This is a genomic window from Pseudomonas marincola (genome assembly GCF_900682675.2).
In the GTDB taxonomy this organism is placed as follows: Bacteria; Pseudomonadota; Gammaproteobacteria; order Pseudomonadales; family Pseudomonadaceae; genus Aquipseudomonas; species Aquipseudomonas marincola.
Window position 1 is genome coordinate 2,141,523 of the sequence record NZ_LR215729.2, and the last position, 16,332, is coordinate 2,157,854.

17 protein-coding genes are annotated in these 16,332 nt (G+C 56.1%); 5 read left to right on the forward strand and 12 right to left on the reverse strand.

The genetic code is table 11. From position 1 onward, the window contains the following. Positions 1-14: 14 nt before the first annotated feature. The 6 genes from PMYSY11_RS10045 to ccoN form a co-directional block, all read right to left on the reverse strand. Positions 15-521 (reverse strand): FixH family protein, encoded by a 507-nt coding sequence (locus tag PMYSY11_RS10045; RefSeq protein ID WP_069899839.1) that lies wholly within the window; start codon positions 519-521, stop codon positions 15-17. 19 nt (positions 522-540) lie between these two features. Then, positions 541-1,953, reverse strand: a complete 1,413-nt coding sequence (ccoG, locus tag PMYSY11_RS10050; protein WP_069899884.1) for a cytochrome c oxidase accessory protein CcoG — start codon at positions 1,951-1,953, stop codon at positions 541-543. 140 nt (positions 1,954-2,093) lie between these two features. Beyond that, entirely contained in the window at positions 2,094-3,092 is a 999-nt protein-coding gene (gene ccoP, locus PMYSY11_RS10055) for a cytochrome-c oxidase, cbb3-type subunit III (RefSeq protein WP_090511281.1), read from the reverse strand. Further along, positions 3,089-3,277: a CcoQ/FixQ family Cbb3-type cytochrome c oxidase assembly chaperone gene (locus tag PMYSY11_RS10060; protein WP_069899837.1), complete on the reverse strand. Its 189-nt coding sequence runs from the start codon at positions 3,275-3,277 to the stop codon at positions 3,089-3,091. The genes ccoP and PMYSY11_RS10060 overlap by 4 nt, the downstream gene beginning before the upstream one ends. A 6-nt stretch (positions 3,278-3,283) precedes the next feature. Then, on the reverse strand, positions 3,284-3,892 hold the full coding sequence (gene ccoO, locus PMYSY11_RS10065; protein WP_069899836.1) for a cytochrome-c oxidase, cbb3-type subunit II: 609 nt from the start codon (positions 3,890-3,892) through the stop codon (positions 3,284-3,286). Continuing rightward, on the reverse strand, positions 3,892-5,334 hold the full coding sequence (gene ccoN / locus PMYSY11_RS10070) for a cytochrome-c oxidase, cbb3-type subunit I (protein ID WP_069899835.1): 1,443 nt from the start codon (positions 5,332-5,334) through the stop codon (positions 3,892-3,894). The genes ccoO and ccoN overlap by 1 nt, the downstream gene beginning before the upstream one ends. A 521-nt stretch (positions 5,335-5,855) precedes the next feature. Here ccoN and PMYSY11_RS10075 point away from each other — a divergent pair. Then, positions 5,856-6,563 (forward strand): alpha/beta family hydrolase, encoded by a 708-nt coding sequence (locus PMYSY11_RS10075; RefSeq protein ID WP_239655568.1) that lies wholly within the window; start codon positions 5,856-5,858, stop codon positions 6,561-6,563. 37 nt (positions 6,564-6,600) lie between these two features. Here PMYSY11_RS10075 and PMYSY11_RS10080 read toward each other — a convergent pair whose 3' ends face one another. The 5 genes from PMYSY11_RS10080 to PMYSY11_RS10100 form a co-directional block, all read right to left on the reverse strand. Beyond that, positions 6,601-6,867 carry a DUF4404 family protein gene (locus PMYSY11_RS10080; RefSeq protein WP_069899833.1) on the reverse strand — a complete coding sequence of 89 codons (267 nt, stop codon included), beginning with the start codon at positions 6,865-6,867 and terminating at the stop codon, positions 6,601-6,603. A 136-nt stretch (positions 6,868-7,003) separates the two neighbouring features. Then, a complete protein-coding gene (locus PMYSY11_RS10085; RefSeq protein WP_150549076.1) occupies positions 7,004-7,567 on the reverse strand; it encodes a phosphonate degradation HD-domain oxygenase in 564 nt (187 codons plus the stop codon). Then, the gene (locus PMYSY11_RS10090; protein WP_420830081.1) at positions 7,564-8,247 is read right to left on the reverse strand and encodes an HAD superfamily inactivated hydrolase PcrP; all 684 of its coding nucleotides are present in this window, start codon (positions 8,245-8,247) and stop codon (positions 7,564-7,566) included. The genes PMYSY11_RS10085 and PMYSY11_RS10090 overlap by 4 nt, the downstream gene beginning before the upstream one ends. 117 nt (positions 8,248-8,364) lie before the next feature. Beyond that, entirely contained in the window at positions 8,365-8,775 is a 411-nt protein-coding gene (locus PMYSY11_RS10095) for a PA2817 family protein (protein WP_069899830.1), read from the reverse strand. Between the two features lie 107 nt (positions 8,776-8,882). After that, positions 8,883-11,330: an acyl-CoA dehydrogenase gene (locus PMYSY11_RS10100; RefSeq protein WP_150549078.1), complete on the reverse strand. Its 2,448-nt coding sequence runs from the start codon at positions 11,328-11,330 to the stop codon at positions 8,883-8,885. A 155-nt stretch (positions 11,331-11,485) separates the two neighbouring features. Here PMYSY11_RS10100 and PMYSY11_RS10105 point away from each other — a divergent pair, with 155 nt between their 5' ends. The 3 genes from PMYSY11_RS10105 to PMYSY11_RS10115 all read left to right on the forward strand — a co-directional run bounded on the left by PMYSY11_RS10105 (position 11,486) and on the right by PMYSY11_RS10115 (position 14,110). Then, positions 11,486-12,154, forward strand: coding sequence for a transglutaminase-like domain-containing protein (locus PMYSY11_RS10105; protein ID WP_150549079.1), 669 nt, complete (start codon positions 11,486-11,488; stop codon positions 12,152-12,154). Between the two features lie 232 nt (positions 12,155-12,386). Next, complete coding sequence (locus tag PMYSY11_RS10110; protein ID WP_069899827.1) at positions 12,387-13,319, forward strand: ABC transporter ATP-binding protein; 933 nt, start codon at positions 12,387-12,389, stop codon at positions 13,317-13,319. An 11-nt stretch (positions 13,320-13,330) separates the two neighbouring features. Beyond that, positions 13,331-14,110, forward strand: coding sequence for an ABC transporter permease (locus PMYSY11_RS10115; protein ID WP_069899883.1), 780 nt, complete (start codon positions 13,331-13,333; stop codon positions 14,108-14,110). Between the two features lie 74 nt (positions 14,111-14,184). Here PMYSY11_RS10115 and PMYSY11_RS10120 read toward each other — a convergent pair whose 3' ends face one another. After that, the gene (locus tag PMYSY11_RS10120) at positions 14,185-15,189 is read right to left on the reverse strand and encodes an NADP-dependent oxidoreductase (RefSeq protein WP_150549080.1); all 1,005 of its coding nucleotides are present in this window, start codon (positions 15,187-15,189) and stop codon (positions 14,185-14,187) included. 264 nt (positions 15,190-15,453) lie between these two features. Between PMYSY11_RS10120 and PMYSY11_RS10125 the strand changes: the two genes are divergently transcribed. Then, positions 15,454-16,215, forward strand: coding sequence for an SDR family oxidoreductase (locus tag PMYSY11_RS10125; RefSeq protein WP_150549081.1), 762 nt, complete (start codon positions 15,454-15,456; stop codon positions 16,213-16,215). Positions 16,216-16,332: the final 117 nt, after the last annotated feature.

Here is a 16,332-nt window from a genome sequence, read left to right on the forward strand (position 1 = left end):
AAAGAAAGTCGGATTTACTTGGCATCGCCGAGACGAATAACGCTGCCGGATGCGAGCACTTCTTCGTCAAACAAACGCCAGTCCTTGCCACCTTCCTGACCGATCAGCTCAACAAAACGGCGACCCTCTACTGCGTCTTCCATTTGGCCGGTGTAGTGGCCGTCACCAACCTTCTGCATGGTGATGCGCCGGTCACGCTCCGGTTGGGTAGGGGAGATCACGTTGAGTTTGAGCGTTGCAGGGCCACTGAAACCGGAAAGTTGCATGTCTGCAACACCGGTCTCGTTGTTGAAGGTCACCTTGGCATTGATCTTAAGTTGCTTGGCCAGGTTCTCGCGATCCAGCGACTGGTTAATGCCTTTGCCTACTTCGTAGTAGTCATCGGAGATCAGACCTGGTGGGTTGAGCGTGGCAAAAATCAGCATCGAACTGCCTTGGACAACAGACAAGCCAAGCAAGCCAATGATGAACCACGGCCAGAATTGCTTGTACCAAGGCGAGACTACAGGTTGTTCGGTCATTCTATGTTTTGCCTAAATGTTAGCGGATGCTTGGGCCATTGAAGCGGCTGTCAGCGTCAGAGTTTATGCTCGGATCATCCATGGATTTGACGTGGAACATGATCTTGTTCGCGCTTGATGGCAGCTTCTCAGGCGGGATGGACAACTCCACCGGCACCGAAAGCACTTCACCCGCCGCGGCTTTGATCTCAGTGTTGCCCTCAAACTCAAGGCCTTCAATGCCGTCGGCACTGATCACCACGGTCATGTCGTGCTGGGCTTTGTTCATGATCTTCAGGGTGTAGACGTTTTCGATGTGCCCATCCTGATTTTCACGGTACATGACCCGATCCTTGATCACGTCGAGACCGACCAGCGAGCGCGAGCTTACGGCCCAGACAAATACACTCATCATGGCGATCAGCGCGATAGCATACCCAATCAGGCGTGGACGAATAAGGTGTGTTTTGTGTCCGGTCAGGTTGTGTTCAGTGGTGTAACTGATCAGACCTTTGGGATAATCCATCTTCTCCATGATGCTGTCACACGCGTCAATACAGGCCGCGCAGCCAATACACTCAAGTTGCAGACCGTCACGAATGTCGATGCCGGTCGGACATACCTGTACACACATTTTGCAGTCGATACAGTCGCCCAGACCCTGGGCTTTGTAATCGGCATCCTTTTTACGCGGTCCGCGAGCTTCACCACGGCGCGGATCGTAAGAGACGATCAGGGTGTCGGCGTCGAACATAACGCTCTGGAAGCGTGCGTAGGGGCACATGTAAATGCACACCTGCTCGCGCAGCCAGCCCGCGTTGCCGTAGGTCGCGAGGGTCAGGAAACCGACCCAGAACAATGCCCAGCCGCTGGCACTCAGGGTGAAGAGGTCCGGGATAAGCTCGCGGATCGGACTGAAGTAGCCAACAAAGGTGATGGCGGTAGCCAGTGAAACGCCAATCCAGATGCTGTGCTTGGCAAACTTGCGCATGAACTTGTTGGCGCTCATGGGCGCTTTGTCGAGCTTCATGCGTTGGTTGCGATCACCTTCAGTGACTTTTTCGCCCCACATGAAAACCCAGGTAAATACGCTCTGGGGGCAGGTGTACCCGCACCAGACGCGACCGGCAAACACCGTAATAAAAAATAAACCGAAGGCGCAGATGATCAGCAGCGCTGATAGCAGGACGAAGTCCTGAGGCCAGAAGGTTGAGCCAAAAATATAAAATTTGCGTTCTGGCAGGTTCCACCAGACAGCTTGGCGGCCGTCGTAATTGAGCCAGACGGTGCCGAAATAGAGAAGAAAGAGAAGGGCGCCACCCATTCTGCGCAGATTGCGGAAAACGCCGGAGAAGGCACGGGTGTAGATTTTTTCAGAACTTGCGTAAAGGTCAGTTGACTGGCCTTTGGGGATGTTCGGGGTAACGTTTTTTACCGGTATCTGTTGGCTCATCAGTTTGTACCACAGCGGTTGGATTGGGTGCTTTGGCTGATACGTGCCAGCCAAAGTCATTTCTCTATACCGCTATGTTACGCCTGAGGTTGCAAATCAGGGTGCGACTGTGAGTCGCGCCCTGATTGGCGGAGAGCTAGTTACTCCGCGGTCTTGTGCGACAGGCTGTACACGTAAGCGGCCAGCAGGTGGACTTTATCGTTGCCCAGGAAGGCTTCCTGAGCTGGCATACGGCCATGACGGCCATAACGAATAGTCTGCTGTAGCTGAGCGTAGCTGGTGCCGTAGATAAATGCTGCAGGGTTGGTCAGGTTCGGTGCGCCCATTGCGTGGGTACCCTTGCCGTCAGCCCCGTGGCAAGCGAAGCAGGTGGTGCTGAAAACTTTCTGGCCTGCAGCAATATCCGCTTCAGTGCCTTCCGGCAGCTTGCGACCCGCCAGTTCGGTGAGGACGTAAGCAGCTACGTTCTTGACGCCGTCTTCGCCGATGATCGGACCGTGAGCTGGCATAGCGCCTTCACGACCGGCAAGAATGGTCTTCTTGATTTCAGTTTCCGGATCACCGCCCCAGCGCCATTCGTTGTCCGTCAGGTTAGGGAAGCCATAAGCGCCCTTGGCATCAGAACCGTGGCAAACCGAGCAGTTCGAAGCAAACAGGCGGCCGCCCATTTTCAACGCTTGTTCGTCCTTGGCCACTTCAACGATTGGCATAGCGGCGTACTTGGCGTAGATCGGGCCATATTTGGCGTCGGCCTTGGCCATTTCCTTTTCCCACTCGTGAACGCCAGTCCAGCCACCATTACGCTCTTTGCCATTGGCAATGTCGACATTGGTTGCAAAAGGCGTTTTGGCCTCGTTGTCCAGGTAGTCATAACCTGGCAACAGGCCTTTCCAGTTACCCAGGCCCGGGTAAAGGACGAGATAGCCGAGTGCGAAAATGATGGTGCCTACGAACAACATGAACCACCACTTTGGCAGCGGGTTGTCATATTCCTCGATGCCGTCGAAGGAGTGGCCAACAGTTTCGTTGGTCACTTCATCGTTAGGCTGGCTTTTACGGGTACCAAAAATAAGCCACGTCAGCGCGAAAATCGTGCCGAGTGAAAGAATTGTTACGTACCAACTCCAGAAAGTGGTCATTGGTTATTGCTCCTGGAAGATTGCTCGTCGCGCTCGCTGGTTTTTTTGGGTTCGTCGGCAAAAGGCAGATTGGCAGCGTCGTCAAACTCCGATTTGCGCTTGCTGCTGAATGCCCACAGCAGCAAGCCGATGAAGGCAACGAATACCAGTGCTGTACCTATACCGCGAATAGTCCCGATTTCCATCGTGCGTTACCGTTTGCTCGTGATAGAGGTGCCAAGAACCTGCAGGTACGCAACGATCGCGTCCATTTCGGTTTTGCCTTTAACTGCTTCGCGTGCGCCAGCGATGTCTTCATCGGTGTATGGCACGCCAAAGCCGCGCATAACTTCCATCTTCCTCGCGGTGTCCTTACCGTCCAGTTTCTTCTCAACCAGGAACGGGAATGCCGGCATGATCGACTCAGGCACCACGTTGCGTGGGTTGTACAGGTGAGCACGCTGCCACTCGTCCGAGTAGCGGCCGCCTACGCGGGCCAGATCCGGGCCAGTACGCTTGGAGCCCCACAGGAATGGGTGATCCCAAACGCTTTCACCGGCTACGGAGTAGTGACCGTAGCGCTCGGTTTCAGCACGGAACGGGCGGATCATCTGCGAGTGGCAGCCGACACAACCGTTGGCGATGTAAACGTCACGGCCTTCCAACTCAAGCGCGGTGTAAGGCTTGAGGCCCTCAACCGGATCGTTGGTCACATCCTGGAAAAACAGCGGGACGATCTGAGTCAGGCCACCGATGCTGACGCAAAGCACCATCAGCAACGCCATCAGGCCAATATTCTTCTCGATGATTTCGTGTTTCATCAGTGAGCTACTCCAACGGGAATCTGTGCAGCTGCATCGTATTCAGAAGCTTTGGCGGCACGTACTGTGCGGTAGGTGTTGTAAGCCATCAGCAGCATGCCGAGGACGAAGAATGCACCACCGAGTGCACGCACAACGTAGCCAGGGTGGCTGGCTTCGAGGGCTTCAACGAACGAGTAGGTCAGCGTGCCGTCTTCGTTCACTGCACGCCACATCAGGCCCTGAGTGATGCCGTTAACCCACATCGAAGCGATGTACAGAACGGTACCGATAGTAGCCAGCCAGAAGTGAGTGTTGATCAGTGTGACGCTGTGCATCTGCTCGCGACCAAACACCTTCGGAATCAGGTGATAGAGCGAACCGATGGAGATCATCGCAACCCAGCCAAGAGCACCGGCGTGTACGTGGCCGATAGTCCAGTCAGTGTAGTGAGACAGGGCGTTGACGGTCTTGATGGCCATCATCGGACCTTCGAAGGTCGACATGCCGTAGAACGCCAGCGATACCACCAGGAAGCGCAGGATCGGGTCGGTACGCAGCTTATGCCATGCGCCAGACAGGCTCATCATGCCGTTGATCATGCCGCCCCAGCTTGGAGCCAGCAGAATGATCGACATGGCCATACCGAGCGACTGAGCCCAGTCCGGCAGAGCGGTGTAGTGCAGGTGGTGAGGACCGGCCCAGATGTACAGGGTGATCAGTGCCCAGAAGTGCACGATAGACAGGCGATACGAGTAGATCGGACGCTCAGCCTGCTTCGGTACGAAGTAGTACATCATGCCGAGGAAGCCGGTGGTCAGGAAGAAACCTACGGCGTTGTGACCGTACCACCACTGGATCATCGCATCGGTTGCACCGGAGTACATCGAGTACGACTTGAACAGGGTGACTGGCATTTCGGCACTGTTGACGATGTGCAGCATGGCCGTAACCAGAATGAAGCCACCGAAGAACCAGTTACCGACATAAATGTGCTTGGTTTGACGCTTGACGATGGTGCCGAAGAACAGCACTGCGTAACAAACCCAGACTACGCCGAGCAGAATGTCGATCGGCCATTCCAGTTCTGCGTACTCTTTCGAGCTGGTCATACCCAAAGGCAGGGTGATGACGGCCAGGACGATGACAAGCTGCCAGCCCCAGAAAACGAATGATGCCAGAGAGTCAGAAATCAGACGCGCCTGACTGGTGCGCTGCACCACATAGAGTGAGGTTGCCATCAGCGCGCATCCGCCGAAAGCGAAGATCACTGCATTGGTGTGCAGTGGACGTAAACGACCGAAAGTCGTCCATTCCAAGCCAAAGTTGAGTTCAGGCCACACAAGTTGTGAAGCGATGAAAACGCCTAGGCCCATGCCTATGACCCCCCAAATTACCGTCATGACGGCGAATTGGCGGACCACCTTGTAGTTATAAGCAGTCGGACTGATTGCTGTGCTCATTGCTGGGGTTCCACGGTTAATGGATTTTTTAGGGATAAAAATCGGCGGCAAGTATGTATAAAGCGGATAACCATTGCAACGATACATGCCAACGCGATCAAGCTTTCAAGGGCATTTCAGTGCCTTTCGGGTGCACGCCGAAGGGCCTTTGAACGCAAACATCACCATGCACGAACCGGCACGACGAAGACGGGAATCGCCTTAGAGTGTGGACAGTGGCGACTGCAGACAAGATTAGCTCAACTGGAGCAGGATGAAAGCCGTTTGTCGGCGGGGTGCGACTTTGGGTCGCACACCTCAAACCTCGCTCTAGTTTGCAGGTCTGCGGGCCTTCAAATGCACAGAAAATCCTATCAGCGCCTCACGTGTGTGCCTGATGTTCAATGGTTGGGTTTGTAGGTTTTTGGGCTGGGTTGGCGTTGGCGCATTGCAACACCTGACGACTCCTTTCGCTGTTATTGTTTGGCATGCTCCAGTTTGTCCACTCACAATAGTGCGGACATAACTTTACGTGAGCCAGTATGAGCAGTCGCAAAACTCAAGAACTTGATCAGGATCAACAGGCGCAGCCGCAGCCTTCGGTTTCTTTATTAACTGATAACCCCGTCGGCCCTGCACGCGCCACATTCATTCTGGCGCACGGTGCCGGTGCGCCAATGGACAGCGAATTCATGCAAAGCATGGCCGCGTTGCTGGCTCAGCGTGGTATTCAGGTGGTGCGCTTTGAGTTTGCCTACATGGCTGCGCGGCGCACCGACGGCAAAAAGCGCCCGCCTAATCCGCAAGCGCGACTGCTGGAACAATGGCGCGATGTCTATCGCCAGGTTCGGGAGCAGGTTTCCGGGCCGCTGTTGATCGGTGGTAAATCAATGGGCGGACGCATGGCCAGTTTGCTGGCAGACGAATTGGGCGCAGATGGCTTGGTTTGTCTCGGTTATCCGTTTTATGCCGCGGGCAAGCAAGACAAGCCGCGTACCGCGCACCTCGCCGATTTGCGTACCCCAACCCTGATCGTTCAGGGCGAGCGCGACATCATGGGCAACTTTGAGGCTGTTGCTGGCTACTCTTTATCTGATTCGATACGCCTGCATTGGCTGAAAGCGGGCGACCATGATTTGAAACCGTTGAAAAGCTCTGGCTTCAGCCATGCCGATCATATGCTTTGCGCCGTGCAGGCAATTAGTGCCCTGGTTGATGAACTGGCGCAGGCACAAAAAACCCAGCCGTAGCTGGGTTTGGGTCAGGCAGGCATGCTTGGCTGGGCGCTTAAATACCCATATTGGCCAAGCTCTGCAGAATATTGCGCAAGCTTCCGGCGAGGGTCGGGTGGCTCACTTCAAAACGTTCAACCGCGAGGTTGACGCCGTCTACCAAGGTTGCATCGGGTGCAGCTGCAGCGTCTTGCGCCAGTTGCAGCTCGATTTCCTGAGTGAGGATGTACAGCGACGCGCGATCTTCTTCAGTCAGCGCAGGTTTTTGCGCCAGTTGCGCACGCAGGTCTTCCAGTTGCTGCCGCAGTTCGTTTGCAGGCATGAGACGCTCCCTTAATAGATACACAAATAGATTGACCCTCGGCAGGCCGCAAAAATCCCTGCCTGATTAAAGATTAATCCATGGATGCGTCTTTTGCCTGTTTTATCGCTATGCGCGCGGCGCTTTTGACTGGCGCTTATGCAGCCTGCTCGTGAGCCACTAACAGATTTTCTATCAGGGGGTAGAAATGGCTCAATGGCGGCGTTTGCATGTGTGGATCTTTACCCAAGTCGTCGAGGCGTCTGAGGGTCAAGGCGTCCTTCGCAAACGGCGCGCGTAAGAAAGCGTTGGCGGCGCTCGGGTCAAAGGGGCCGCCCTGTAAGGCCAGACTGTCCCTTGAGGCGCTGGAAAGATCCGCGTGATAGGCAGGATCGACGGCGCAAAAATAGCGCTTAGCGGCTACATGCAAACGAATGGGCTGCCATACGCTCTCGGGTAATACATTTCGCAGCAGGTTGGCCGCCTGTTCTTCGTGGCGCAGGTCGTGTGCGGCACTTGCTTCAGGTGACTCGTATAAATGCCCGATGTCGTGCAGCAGGGCTGCAACTATCAGGCTTTCACTGCAGCCTGAGCGCTGCGCAAGGGTTGCGCATTGCAGTGCGTGCTGGGTCTGGCTGATATCTTCACCGTATTGCGCCTGGCCTTGGTTGGCAAACAGTTGCTCCACCTGGGCGATAAAGTCGGTGCGGCTCAGGGTCATGGTCTTTCACCTTTGCTGTAGCGTTTGTAAAGTTCAGCCAGACACGATTGCGCGTCGGTCAGGTCGTCTATCACTGAGTGCACGCCCAGCCGATAGAGCTGCAAGGTTGCATCGGCGCGCAGTTTTTCACGGGTTTGCGTGTCGAGGCGTTGCCACTCTGCAAGGCTCTTCCCACAGGCTGCGCCACAGGCAGCCAGCCCCACTGTCCAGAAGCCAGCATTCAATGCGGCCTGGAGCATTTGCGGATCACTGCCAATCAGAATGCAGCCCGAGTGTTGCTCAGCCTGCAAATCAATCAGGGCCTGCCAGCACGCATCCGGCGCCGGCCATGCGCGTTTAGCCAGGCAGCCGTCGAGCCAGTCAGGTAGTTCCTGAGTCAGGGCGCTCGCTGTTTGTGGTGCTAGATCATCAATCCAGGCGCAGGTGATATTTTTGCGTTGTAAGGCAAACAGTAGCTCAAGCGCGCCGGGTGTTGGTTGGGCTTGCTCGTTGCTGATCGGCTGAGTTTCAGCCCAAGCTGGCTCAAGGCGGGTAGCAGCGGCGCCGTGATTGAAAGGATGAACGGGGGCGGGTGTTGCGGTTTTACTGCGCGCGCCAAAATCTACTAGGCATCCGGAGAGTCCCAAAAGAACCGCTGTGAAGTTTGAGGGCGGGGTTGGCATAACGGTCATCCTTGGTATGGTCTAGTCCAACATAGGGGCTAAACATGACCAAACAATGACCGTGAAATGACAGCTTCTGAACAGCTGATGACTTACAGCTAACAGGGCGCAGAGGCCCTGTGCGGGCTTGAATGATTAGTGTTTGCTGCCTTCGTCCGGCATGCTCAGCAATTGACGCTCTTGATTCCAGTCGAACGGCTCGCCGTTCTCCTCGGCTTCAAAACGACGCTCATCGAGTCGCTGGTAAATTGCGATTTCTTCATCCGGCATAAAGTGCAGGCAGTCGCCGCCGAAGAACCACAGCAGGTCACGCGGGACCAAGTGGGCAATTTGAGGGTAGCGCTGGAAAATCTGACTGATCAAATCCTGGCCCAGATACAGGCTGCCTTCCTGATCTACCGGCAGAGCGGCGACCAGTTCATCAAAGCGCTCCAGAAACAGGGCGTGGCTGGAGTCGAGAATCTGTTCAGCTTCACCCAGGGCAACCAAAATCTTGCGCAGATGATCGAGCAGGGCAAGGTGGTGATCGAGGTTTGTGTTGGCCATGGGTTGGATCCTGAAAACAAAAAACGGGCGCCGGAGTATAAAGCTCGCGGCGCCCGCTGTCGTGCGGTTGATCAAATTAGCCGTTAGTGGCTGTTACCGGGGCAGCATTAACGCACTTTGCTGCGGCTGAGTTTCAGTTCGTCTTTGCTGAAGTCATCGACATCGATCACCACGCGGCGGGCGTTTTCAGCCTGTTGTAACTGCTCGGCTTGCTCCTCGGTGAAAACCCCGGCCGAAACAGCTGCTGCAATCAGGTTCTGTCCAGGGACTTCTTCGACTTCGCCTGCTTTCAGCGCTTTGTGCAGTTGCTTGTGCAACGGCTTGGCCGCTTCCAGTTGGTCCAGTGCAAATTGCAGCGCGCCGACTGCATCCTTGTTGTCTTGTGGGCGGAAGCAACCTTCTAGCACTTCCTCTAGGGCCGGATCACCTTTGTTGCGACCCAGAATCTCGGCAATCTCTGCATCCAGTGCATCGCTTGGGCCTTTGTGCTGGCGACCCAGTGGGAACACGATGATGCGCAGTGCGCAGCCCAGCCACTTGTTCGGGAAGTTGCTGAGTATGCCGTCGAGTGCCTCTTCGGCTTTGCTCAGGCTCTCTTCCAGTGCCCAGGTAACGAATACGCGGGAATGCTCCGGATAATCCAGATCGTGGTAACGCTTGAGTGATGCCGATGCCAGATACAGATGGCTGAGTACATCACCAAGTCGTGCTGACAAACGCTCGCGGCGCTTCAGTTCACCGCCCAGCAGCATCATGCTCATGTCTGCGAGCATGGCGAATGCGGCCGACAGACGATCCAGTGAGCGGAAATACTTGGCACTGAGGCCATCGCCCGGCTGGGTTTTCAGGGCGTCAAGCTTAAGGCCCAACACCAGCGTGCTGGCAAAGTTGCCGACTGCAAACCCAATGTGCTGCATGAGCAATTCATCGAACTCGACCAAGGCCTGGTCTTGATCCGGTTCATTGGCCAGCTGCATTTCCTTGAGTACAAACGGATGGCAGCGAATGGCGCCCTGACCGAAGATCATCAGGTTGCGCGAGAGAATGTTGGCCCCTTCAACCGTGATGAAAATCGGCGCACCTTGCCATGAACGGCCCAGATAATTATTCGGCCCCATGATGATGCCTTTACCACCGTGCACATCCATTGCGTGGCTGATGCACTCGCGGCCGCGCTCAGTCAGGTGATACTTGAGAATGGCCGAGAGAACGGACGGCTTCTCGCCAAGATCGACTGCGTTGGCGGTCAGGATACGGGCGCTGTCCATCATCCAGGCGTTGCCGCCAATGCGCGCCAGAGCTTCCTGAATACCTTCAAATGCGCTGATGGGCACATTGAACTGCTCGCGAATCTCTGAATATTGGCCCGTCACCATGCTGGTGAACTTGGCCGCGCCAGTGCCGACAGCAGGCAGCGAGATTGAACGCCCGACAGACAGGCAGTTCATCAACATCATCCAGCCTTTACCCAGATACTCCGGGCCACCAATCAGGTATTCGAGCGGCAGGAAAACATCCTTGCCCGAGTTCGGCCCGTTCATGAAGGCGGCGCCCAATGGCAGGTGACGGCGACCAATTTCAACGCCCGGCGTTTCGGTCGGAATCAGCGCAAGGCTGATGCCCAGGTCTTCCTTGTCGCCAAGCAAGTGATCGGGGTCGAGTGCCTTGAACGCGAGGCCAAGCAGGGTCGCGACCGGCCCGAGGGTGATGTAACGCTTCTCCCAGGTCAGGCGCATGCCGATGACTTCTTTACCTTCCCATTCACCCATGCAGATGATGCCGACATCCGGCATCGCGCCCGCATCGGAGCCGGCGAGGGGGCCAGTAAGACCGAAGCAGGGAATATCTTCACCGCTGGCCAGACGTGGCAGGTAATGGTTGCGCTGCTCTTCAGTGCCGTAGTGCAGCAACAGTTCGGCGGGGCCGAGTGAGTTTGGCACCATGACGGTGGACGCGAGGTCACCGCTGCGGGTCGCAAGCTTCATTGCCACTTGCGAGTGTGCGTAAGCTGAGAAGCCCTTGCCGCCATATTCTTTAGGAATGATCAGGGCGAAGAAGCCGTGCTCCTTGATGTGTTGCCAGGCTTTTTCCGGCAGGTCCATCTGCTGGCCGATCTCCCAGTCAGTGACCATGGCGCACAACTCTTCAGTCGGGCCGTCAAGAAATGCCTGCTCCTCTTCGGTCAGCTTGGCCTTCGGGTAAGACAGCAGTGTGTCCCAGTCCGGACGACCGCTGAATAGTTGGCCATCCCACCACACCGTACCGGCTTCGATAGCCTCGCGCTCGGTGGCGGACATGGGTGGGAGAACTTTCTTGAACCACTTGAACAGCGGCTCGGTCAGCCACTGGCGGCGTTGTTCGGGCAACGCCAGGGGCAGGGCAACCACCAGCCAGAGCACCCAGAACACTGCCATCAGCAAAGTAGGTGCGTGGCTCCATGTCGCCATGGCCAACAGATAGGCCGCGACAATTGCCAGGGCAATTAAGGGTGGGGTGCGCCGGTGGGCGATATAAGCCACACCTACGACTAAAACGATCAACCAGACTACAAGCATTCTGACTCCTCCATGATGGCGCAATGCGTACTGCGCTCTACGAGCTTAGCCCTCATCAGCGCCGGTGTGGCGATAAGCGCGGCGAACTTGGCCGGTTTGCCGTTTTAACGGCGAATATGCCATGGGTAAACTCTATAAAAACCAGAGTGAATGCCATGAACGACTATTTACTGCCCGGCCGATTCATTAATAGTGACCACCCAGCGGTGGTTGAGTTCGCTGAACGGGCACGCGGTGCCATTCGTGATCCTGTGCAGGTGGCGATTAATCTGTACAACGCTGTGCGCGATGGTATTCGTTATAACCCCTATGTGCTGAGCCTTGACCCTCAAAGCCTGACTGCCAGCTGCGCGGTAAACCAGCCCGAAAATTACTGTGTGCCCAAGGCGATTTTGCTTGCGGCATGCGCGCGCCACTGCAACATCCCCTCGCGCATTGGCCTGGCTGATGTGCGTAATCATCTGGCGACTGCACGTCTGCTTGAGGCGCTGCGCACCGAGGTGTTTGCCATGCATGGTTACACCGAGTTGTATTTGCATGGCCGCTGGGTCAAGGCCACGCCCACGTTTAACCGCGAGCTGTGCGAGATTTTTGGGGTGGACGCGCTTGAGTTCGACGGCTTCAATGACAGCGTGTTTCACCCGTTCAACGCTCAAGGCCAGCGCTACATGGAATACCTGACCGACCACGGCCAGTTCGCTGACTTGCCGGTGGATTTGTTCTATGCACACTTGCGCAAGATCTACCCGCATTTGTTCAACGGCGAGACGTTGAACATGCGCGGAGATTTCGCCCAGGAGGCGAGCCTTGCGAGCGTTCCATGAATCTCGGTGATGGATAACATCAGCTTCAAGGCCTTCACTATTTCGCTGGCAGTGCTAGTCTGGCAACCCTCCAAAGGTTGCTTGATGATTGCACGTGCAGTGCCAATCAGACTCGACTCATGTTCAGCAATCACTGCGTTCAAGTTTGCTTAGCGCTAGACTTGGCTGGTTTTGTTGCTGCGCATTGCATGGCAGCCGATGTTTTCCTTCTTATCAGGCGTGCACATTTTTTATGACTACCGCTCTGTCCATCCGGCAGTTGACCAAAACCTACGGCAATGGATTCCAGGCCCTGCATGGCCTGGATCTGGATGTTGCCGAAGGCGATTTTTTCGCATTGCTCGGCCCCAATGGCGCCGGTAAATCCACCACCATCGGGATTCTCTCGACCCTGGTTAATAAAACCAGCGGCAGCGTGAAAATCTTCGGCAATGACCTGGACACCAATCCCGCGCAACTCAAGCGCAGCATTGGCGTGGTGCCGCAAGAGTTCAACTTTAACCAGTTTGAAAAGGTCTTCGACATCGTCGTGACCCAGGCGGGTTATTACGGCATTCCACCGCGTCTGGCCAAGGAGCGCGCTGAGCAGTACCTCAAGCAGCTGGGCTTGTGGGACAAACGCAACGTGGCTTCTCGTGAGCTCTCGGGCGGCATGAAGCGCCGTTTGATGATTGCCCGTGCGCTGGTCCATGAGCCGCGTCTGCTGATTCTCGATGAGCCCACAGCGGGCGTTGATATCGAACTGCGCCGTTCCATGTGGTCGTTTCTGACCGGGCTTAATGAGCGCGGCATTACCATTATTCTGACCACCCATTACCTCGAAGAAGCCGAGCAGCTGTGCCGCAACATCGGCATCATCGACCACGGCCGTATCGTCGAAAACACCAGCATGCGTGAACTGCTGCAAAAGCTGCATGTCGAGACCTTCCTGCTCGACCTGACTACAACGTTGCAAGCCGCGCCGCAGCTGCAGGGTTATCCGACCCGTCTGATTGATGATCACACCCTCGAAGTTCAGGTTGAGAAAACCCAGGGCATGACCGATCTGTTCCAGCAGCTCTCCGCGCTAAATATCGATGTTTGCAGCCTGCGCAACAAAACCAATCGCCTGGAGGAACTGTTCGTTTCTCTGGTAGAGAAAAATCTGGTAAAGGCCCCTAAATGAGTGCTCCGCAAATGACCTCGGAACTGGCCGCCAATATGGTGGCGCTGCGCACAATTGTCGTGCGCGAGATACGCCGTTTCACCCGCATCTGGCCGCAGACACTGCTGCCGCCGGCGATTACCATGGTCCTGTATTTTGTGATCTTTGGTAATTTGATCGGCCGTCAGATCGGTGACATGGGCGGCTTCAGCTACATGGAATACATCGTTCCGGGGCTGATCATGATGTCGGTGATTACCAACTCGTACGGCAACGTGGTGTCGAGCTTCTTCGGCAGCAAGTTCCAGCGCTCAATCGAAGAGCTGATGGTGTCGCCGGTGTCGCCGCACATCATTCTTATCGGTTATGTCATCGGCGGCGTTGCGCGTGGTTTGCTGGTCGGCTTGATCGTTACGCTGCTGTCCCTGTTCTTCACTCACCTGCAGGTTCATCATCTGGGCCTGACCGTTCTGGTGGTGTTGATGACGGCGACAATCTTCTCGCTGTGTGGATTCATCAACGCAGTGTTCGCGCGTAACTTCGACGACATTTCGATTATTCCGACCTTCGTGCTGACTCCGCTGACCTATCTTGGTGGGGTGTTTTACTCGATCTCGCTGTTGCCGCCGTTCTGGCAAACCGTGTCGATGGCCAACCCGGTTCTGCACATGGTCAACGCCTTCCGTTACGGCATTCTCGGGGTGTCGGATATCAGCATCGGCGTTGCCATTGGCTTCATGTTGGTGGCGACCATCGTGCTGTACTTCGCCTGCGTGCGCCTGCTGGTTAGCGGTCGCGGTATGCGCCAGTAATAGTCTCGCTGCAACGTAAAAGGCCAGAGCAATTGCTCTGGCCTTTTTTATGCGGCGTCAGTCGGGCTTGAGAGTCAGACCTTGAGCACCAGTTTGCCGAAGTTTTCCCCGCTGAACAGTTTCAGCAGCGTCTCGGGGAAAGTCTCCAGACCACTGACAACATCTTCCTTGGATTTGAGTTTGCCGTCGGCCAGCCAGCCGGCCATTTCTGCGGCGGCTGCCTGATACTGCGAGACGTAATCCATCACCACGAAGCCTTCCATGCGCGCGCGGTTAACCAGCAGTGACAGGTAGTTGGAAGGGCCTTTTACCGCTTCCTTGTTGTTGTACTGGCTGATAGCCCCGCAGATCACGATGCGGGCTTTCGGGGCGATGCGGGTGAGCACGGCATCGAGAATGTCGCCGCCGACGTTATCGAAGTAGACATTGATGCCTTTCGGGCACTCGCGCTTCAACGCCTCGTTGAGGTCTTCGTTCTTGTAATCGATGGCGCCGTCGAAGCCCAGCTCGTCAATCAGGAACTTGCTCTTCTCGGCGCCACCGGCAATGCCGATCACGCGGCAGCCCTTGATCTTGGCGATCTGCCCGGCAACGCTGCCAACAGCGCCGGCTGCGCCAGAAATCACCACGGTGTCACCGGCTTTGGGGGCGCCTACATCGAGCAGGGCGAAGTAGGCGGTCATGCCGGTCATGCCCAGTGCCGAGAGATACAGCGGCAGCGGAGCGCGCTTGGGGTCTACCTTGTAGAAGCCGCTCGGCGCGCCAAGGTAATAATCCTGAACACCGAGGGCGCCGTTTACAAAGTCGCCCACGGCGTAATCAGGGTGCTTGGATGCAACCACTTCGCCCACGCCCAGTGCACGCATTACATCACCCAAACCTACTGGTGGGATGTACGACTTGGCGTCGTTCATCCAGCCCCGCATGGCCGGGTCGAGCGACAGATAGGCGTTCTTGACCAGGATCTGACCGTCGGCAGGTTCACCCAGCGGCGTTTCAACAAACTCGAAGGTTTCGCGCGAAGGCAGGCCGACAGGGCGCTGAGCAAGCAGGAATTGGCGATTGATTGAAGCGGACATGGTGAGATCTCTTGTTGTACGGCAGCGGATTTTGCCCACGCAAAAATTGCGCAGAGTGCGATGCATAGGTGATAGCCGTCCTGCGTGCTATCGGCAAGTGTTGGCTGGGCGCAGAATGCTGACTGATACATTTGAGTGATGATTGGATTGGGGTGTTAATCACTCAAGTCGATCAAGCAATAAACGCCTTTCTGATAGTGCTGGGGCGCCGATAACTGATCAGCCTAGACTCGGCGCATAACTATTCAAACAGAGGATACACCCATGGGCTTGAGCTATTCGGGAGAGGTTGCGCTGGTAACAGGCGGGGCAGCCGGTATTGGTCGTGCAACTGCTTTGGCGTTCGCCGAGGCGGGGCTTAAAGTTGTGGTGTCTGATCTCGATAGCGCTGGCGGTGAGGCCACCGTTGGGCTGATTCAGGCCGCCGGCGGTGAAGCGGTGTTTGTACCTTGCGACGTGACCCGTGATGCCGAGGTGCAGGCGCTGATGCAGCAAACCATCGCCGCTTTTGGGCGTCTCGACTATGCCTTCAACAATGCCGGCATCGAAATCGAGCAAGGCAAGCTGGCCGACGGTAACGAGTCCGAGTTCGATGCGATCATGAACGTCAACGTTAAAGGCGTGTGGCTGTGCATGAAGCATCAATTGCCGCTCTTGCTGGCTCAAGGCGCGGGTGCCATCGTCAATACAGCGTCGGTTGCCGGCCTGGGCGCTGCACCGAAGATGAGTATTTACAGTGCTTCCAAGCACGCGGTAATCGGCCTGACCAAGTCGGCGGCTGTCGAGTACGCCAAGAAGAAAATTCGGGTTAATGCGGTATGCCCGGCGGTGATCGATACCGACATGTTCCGCCGCGCTTATGAAGCAGATCCGCGCAAGGCTGAGTTTGCCGCTGCCATGCATCCGGTCGGCCGCATTGGCCGGGTTGAGGAAATTGCCGCAGCCGTGATGTACCTGTGCAGCGATGAAGCTGCGTTCACCACCGGGCATGCGCTGGCGGTTGATGGCGGCGCAACGGCGATTTGATCCCGTGAGCAGGGCGCGAGCGGTGCTCTCAGGCTCGCGCGAGCCCCTGCAAATCCGAAGCGCTGGTTCGTCAGCTGGGTGGATTTGAGCTTTAATCAATATCCCGGTTAACGAGTG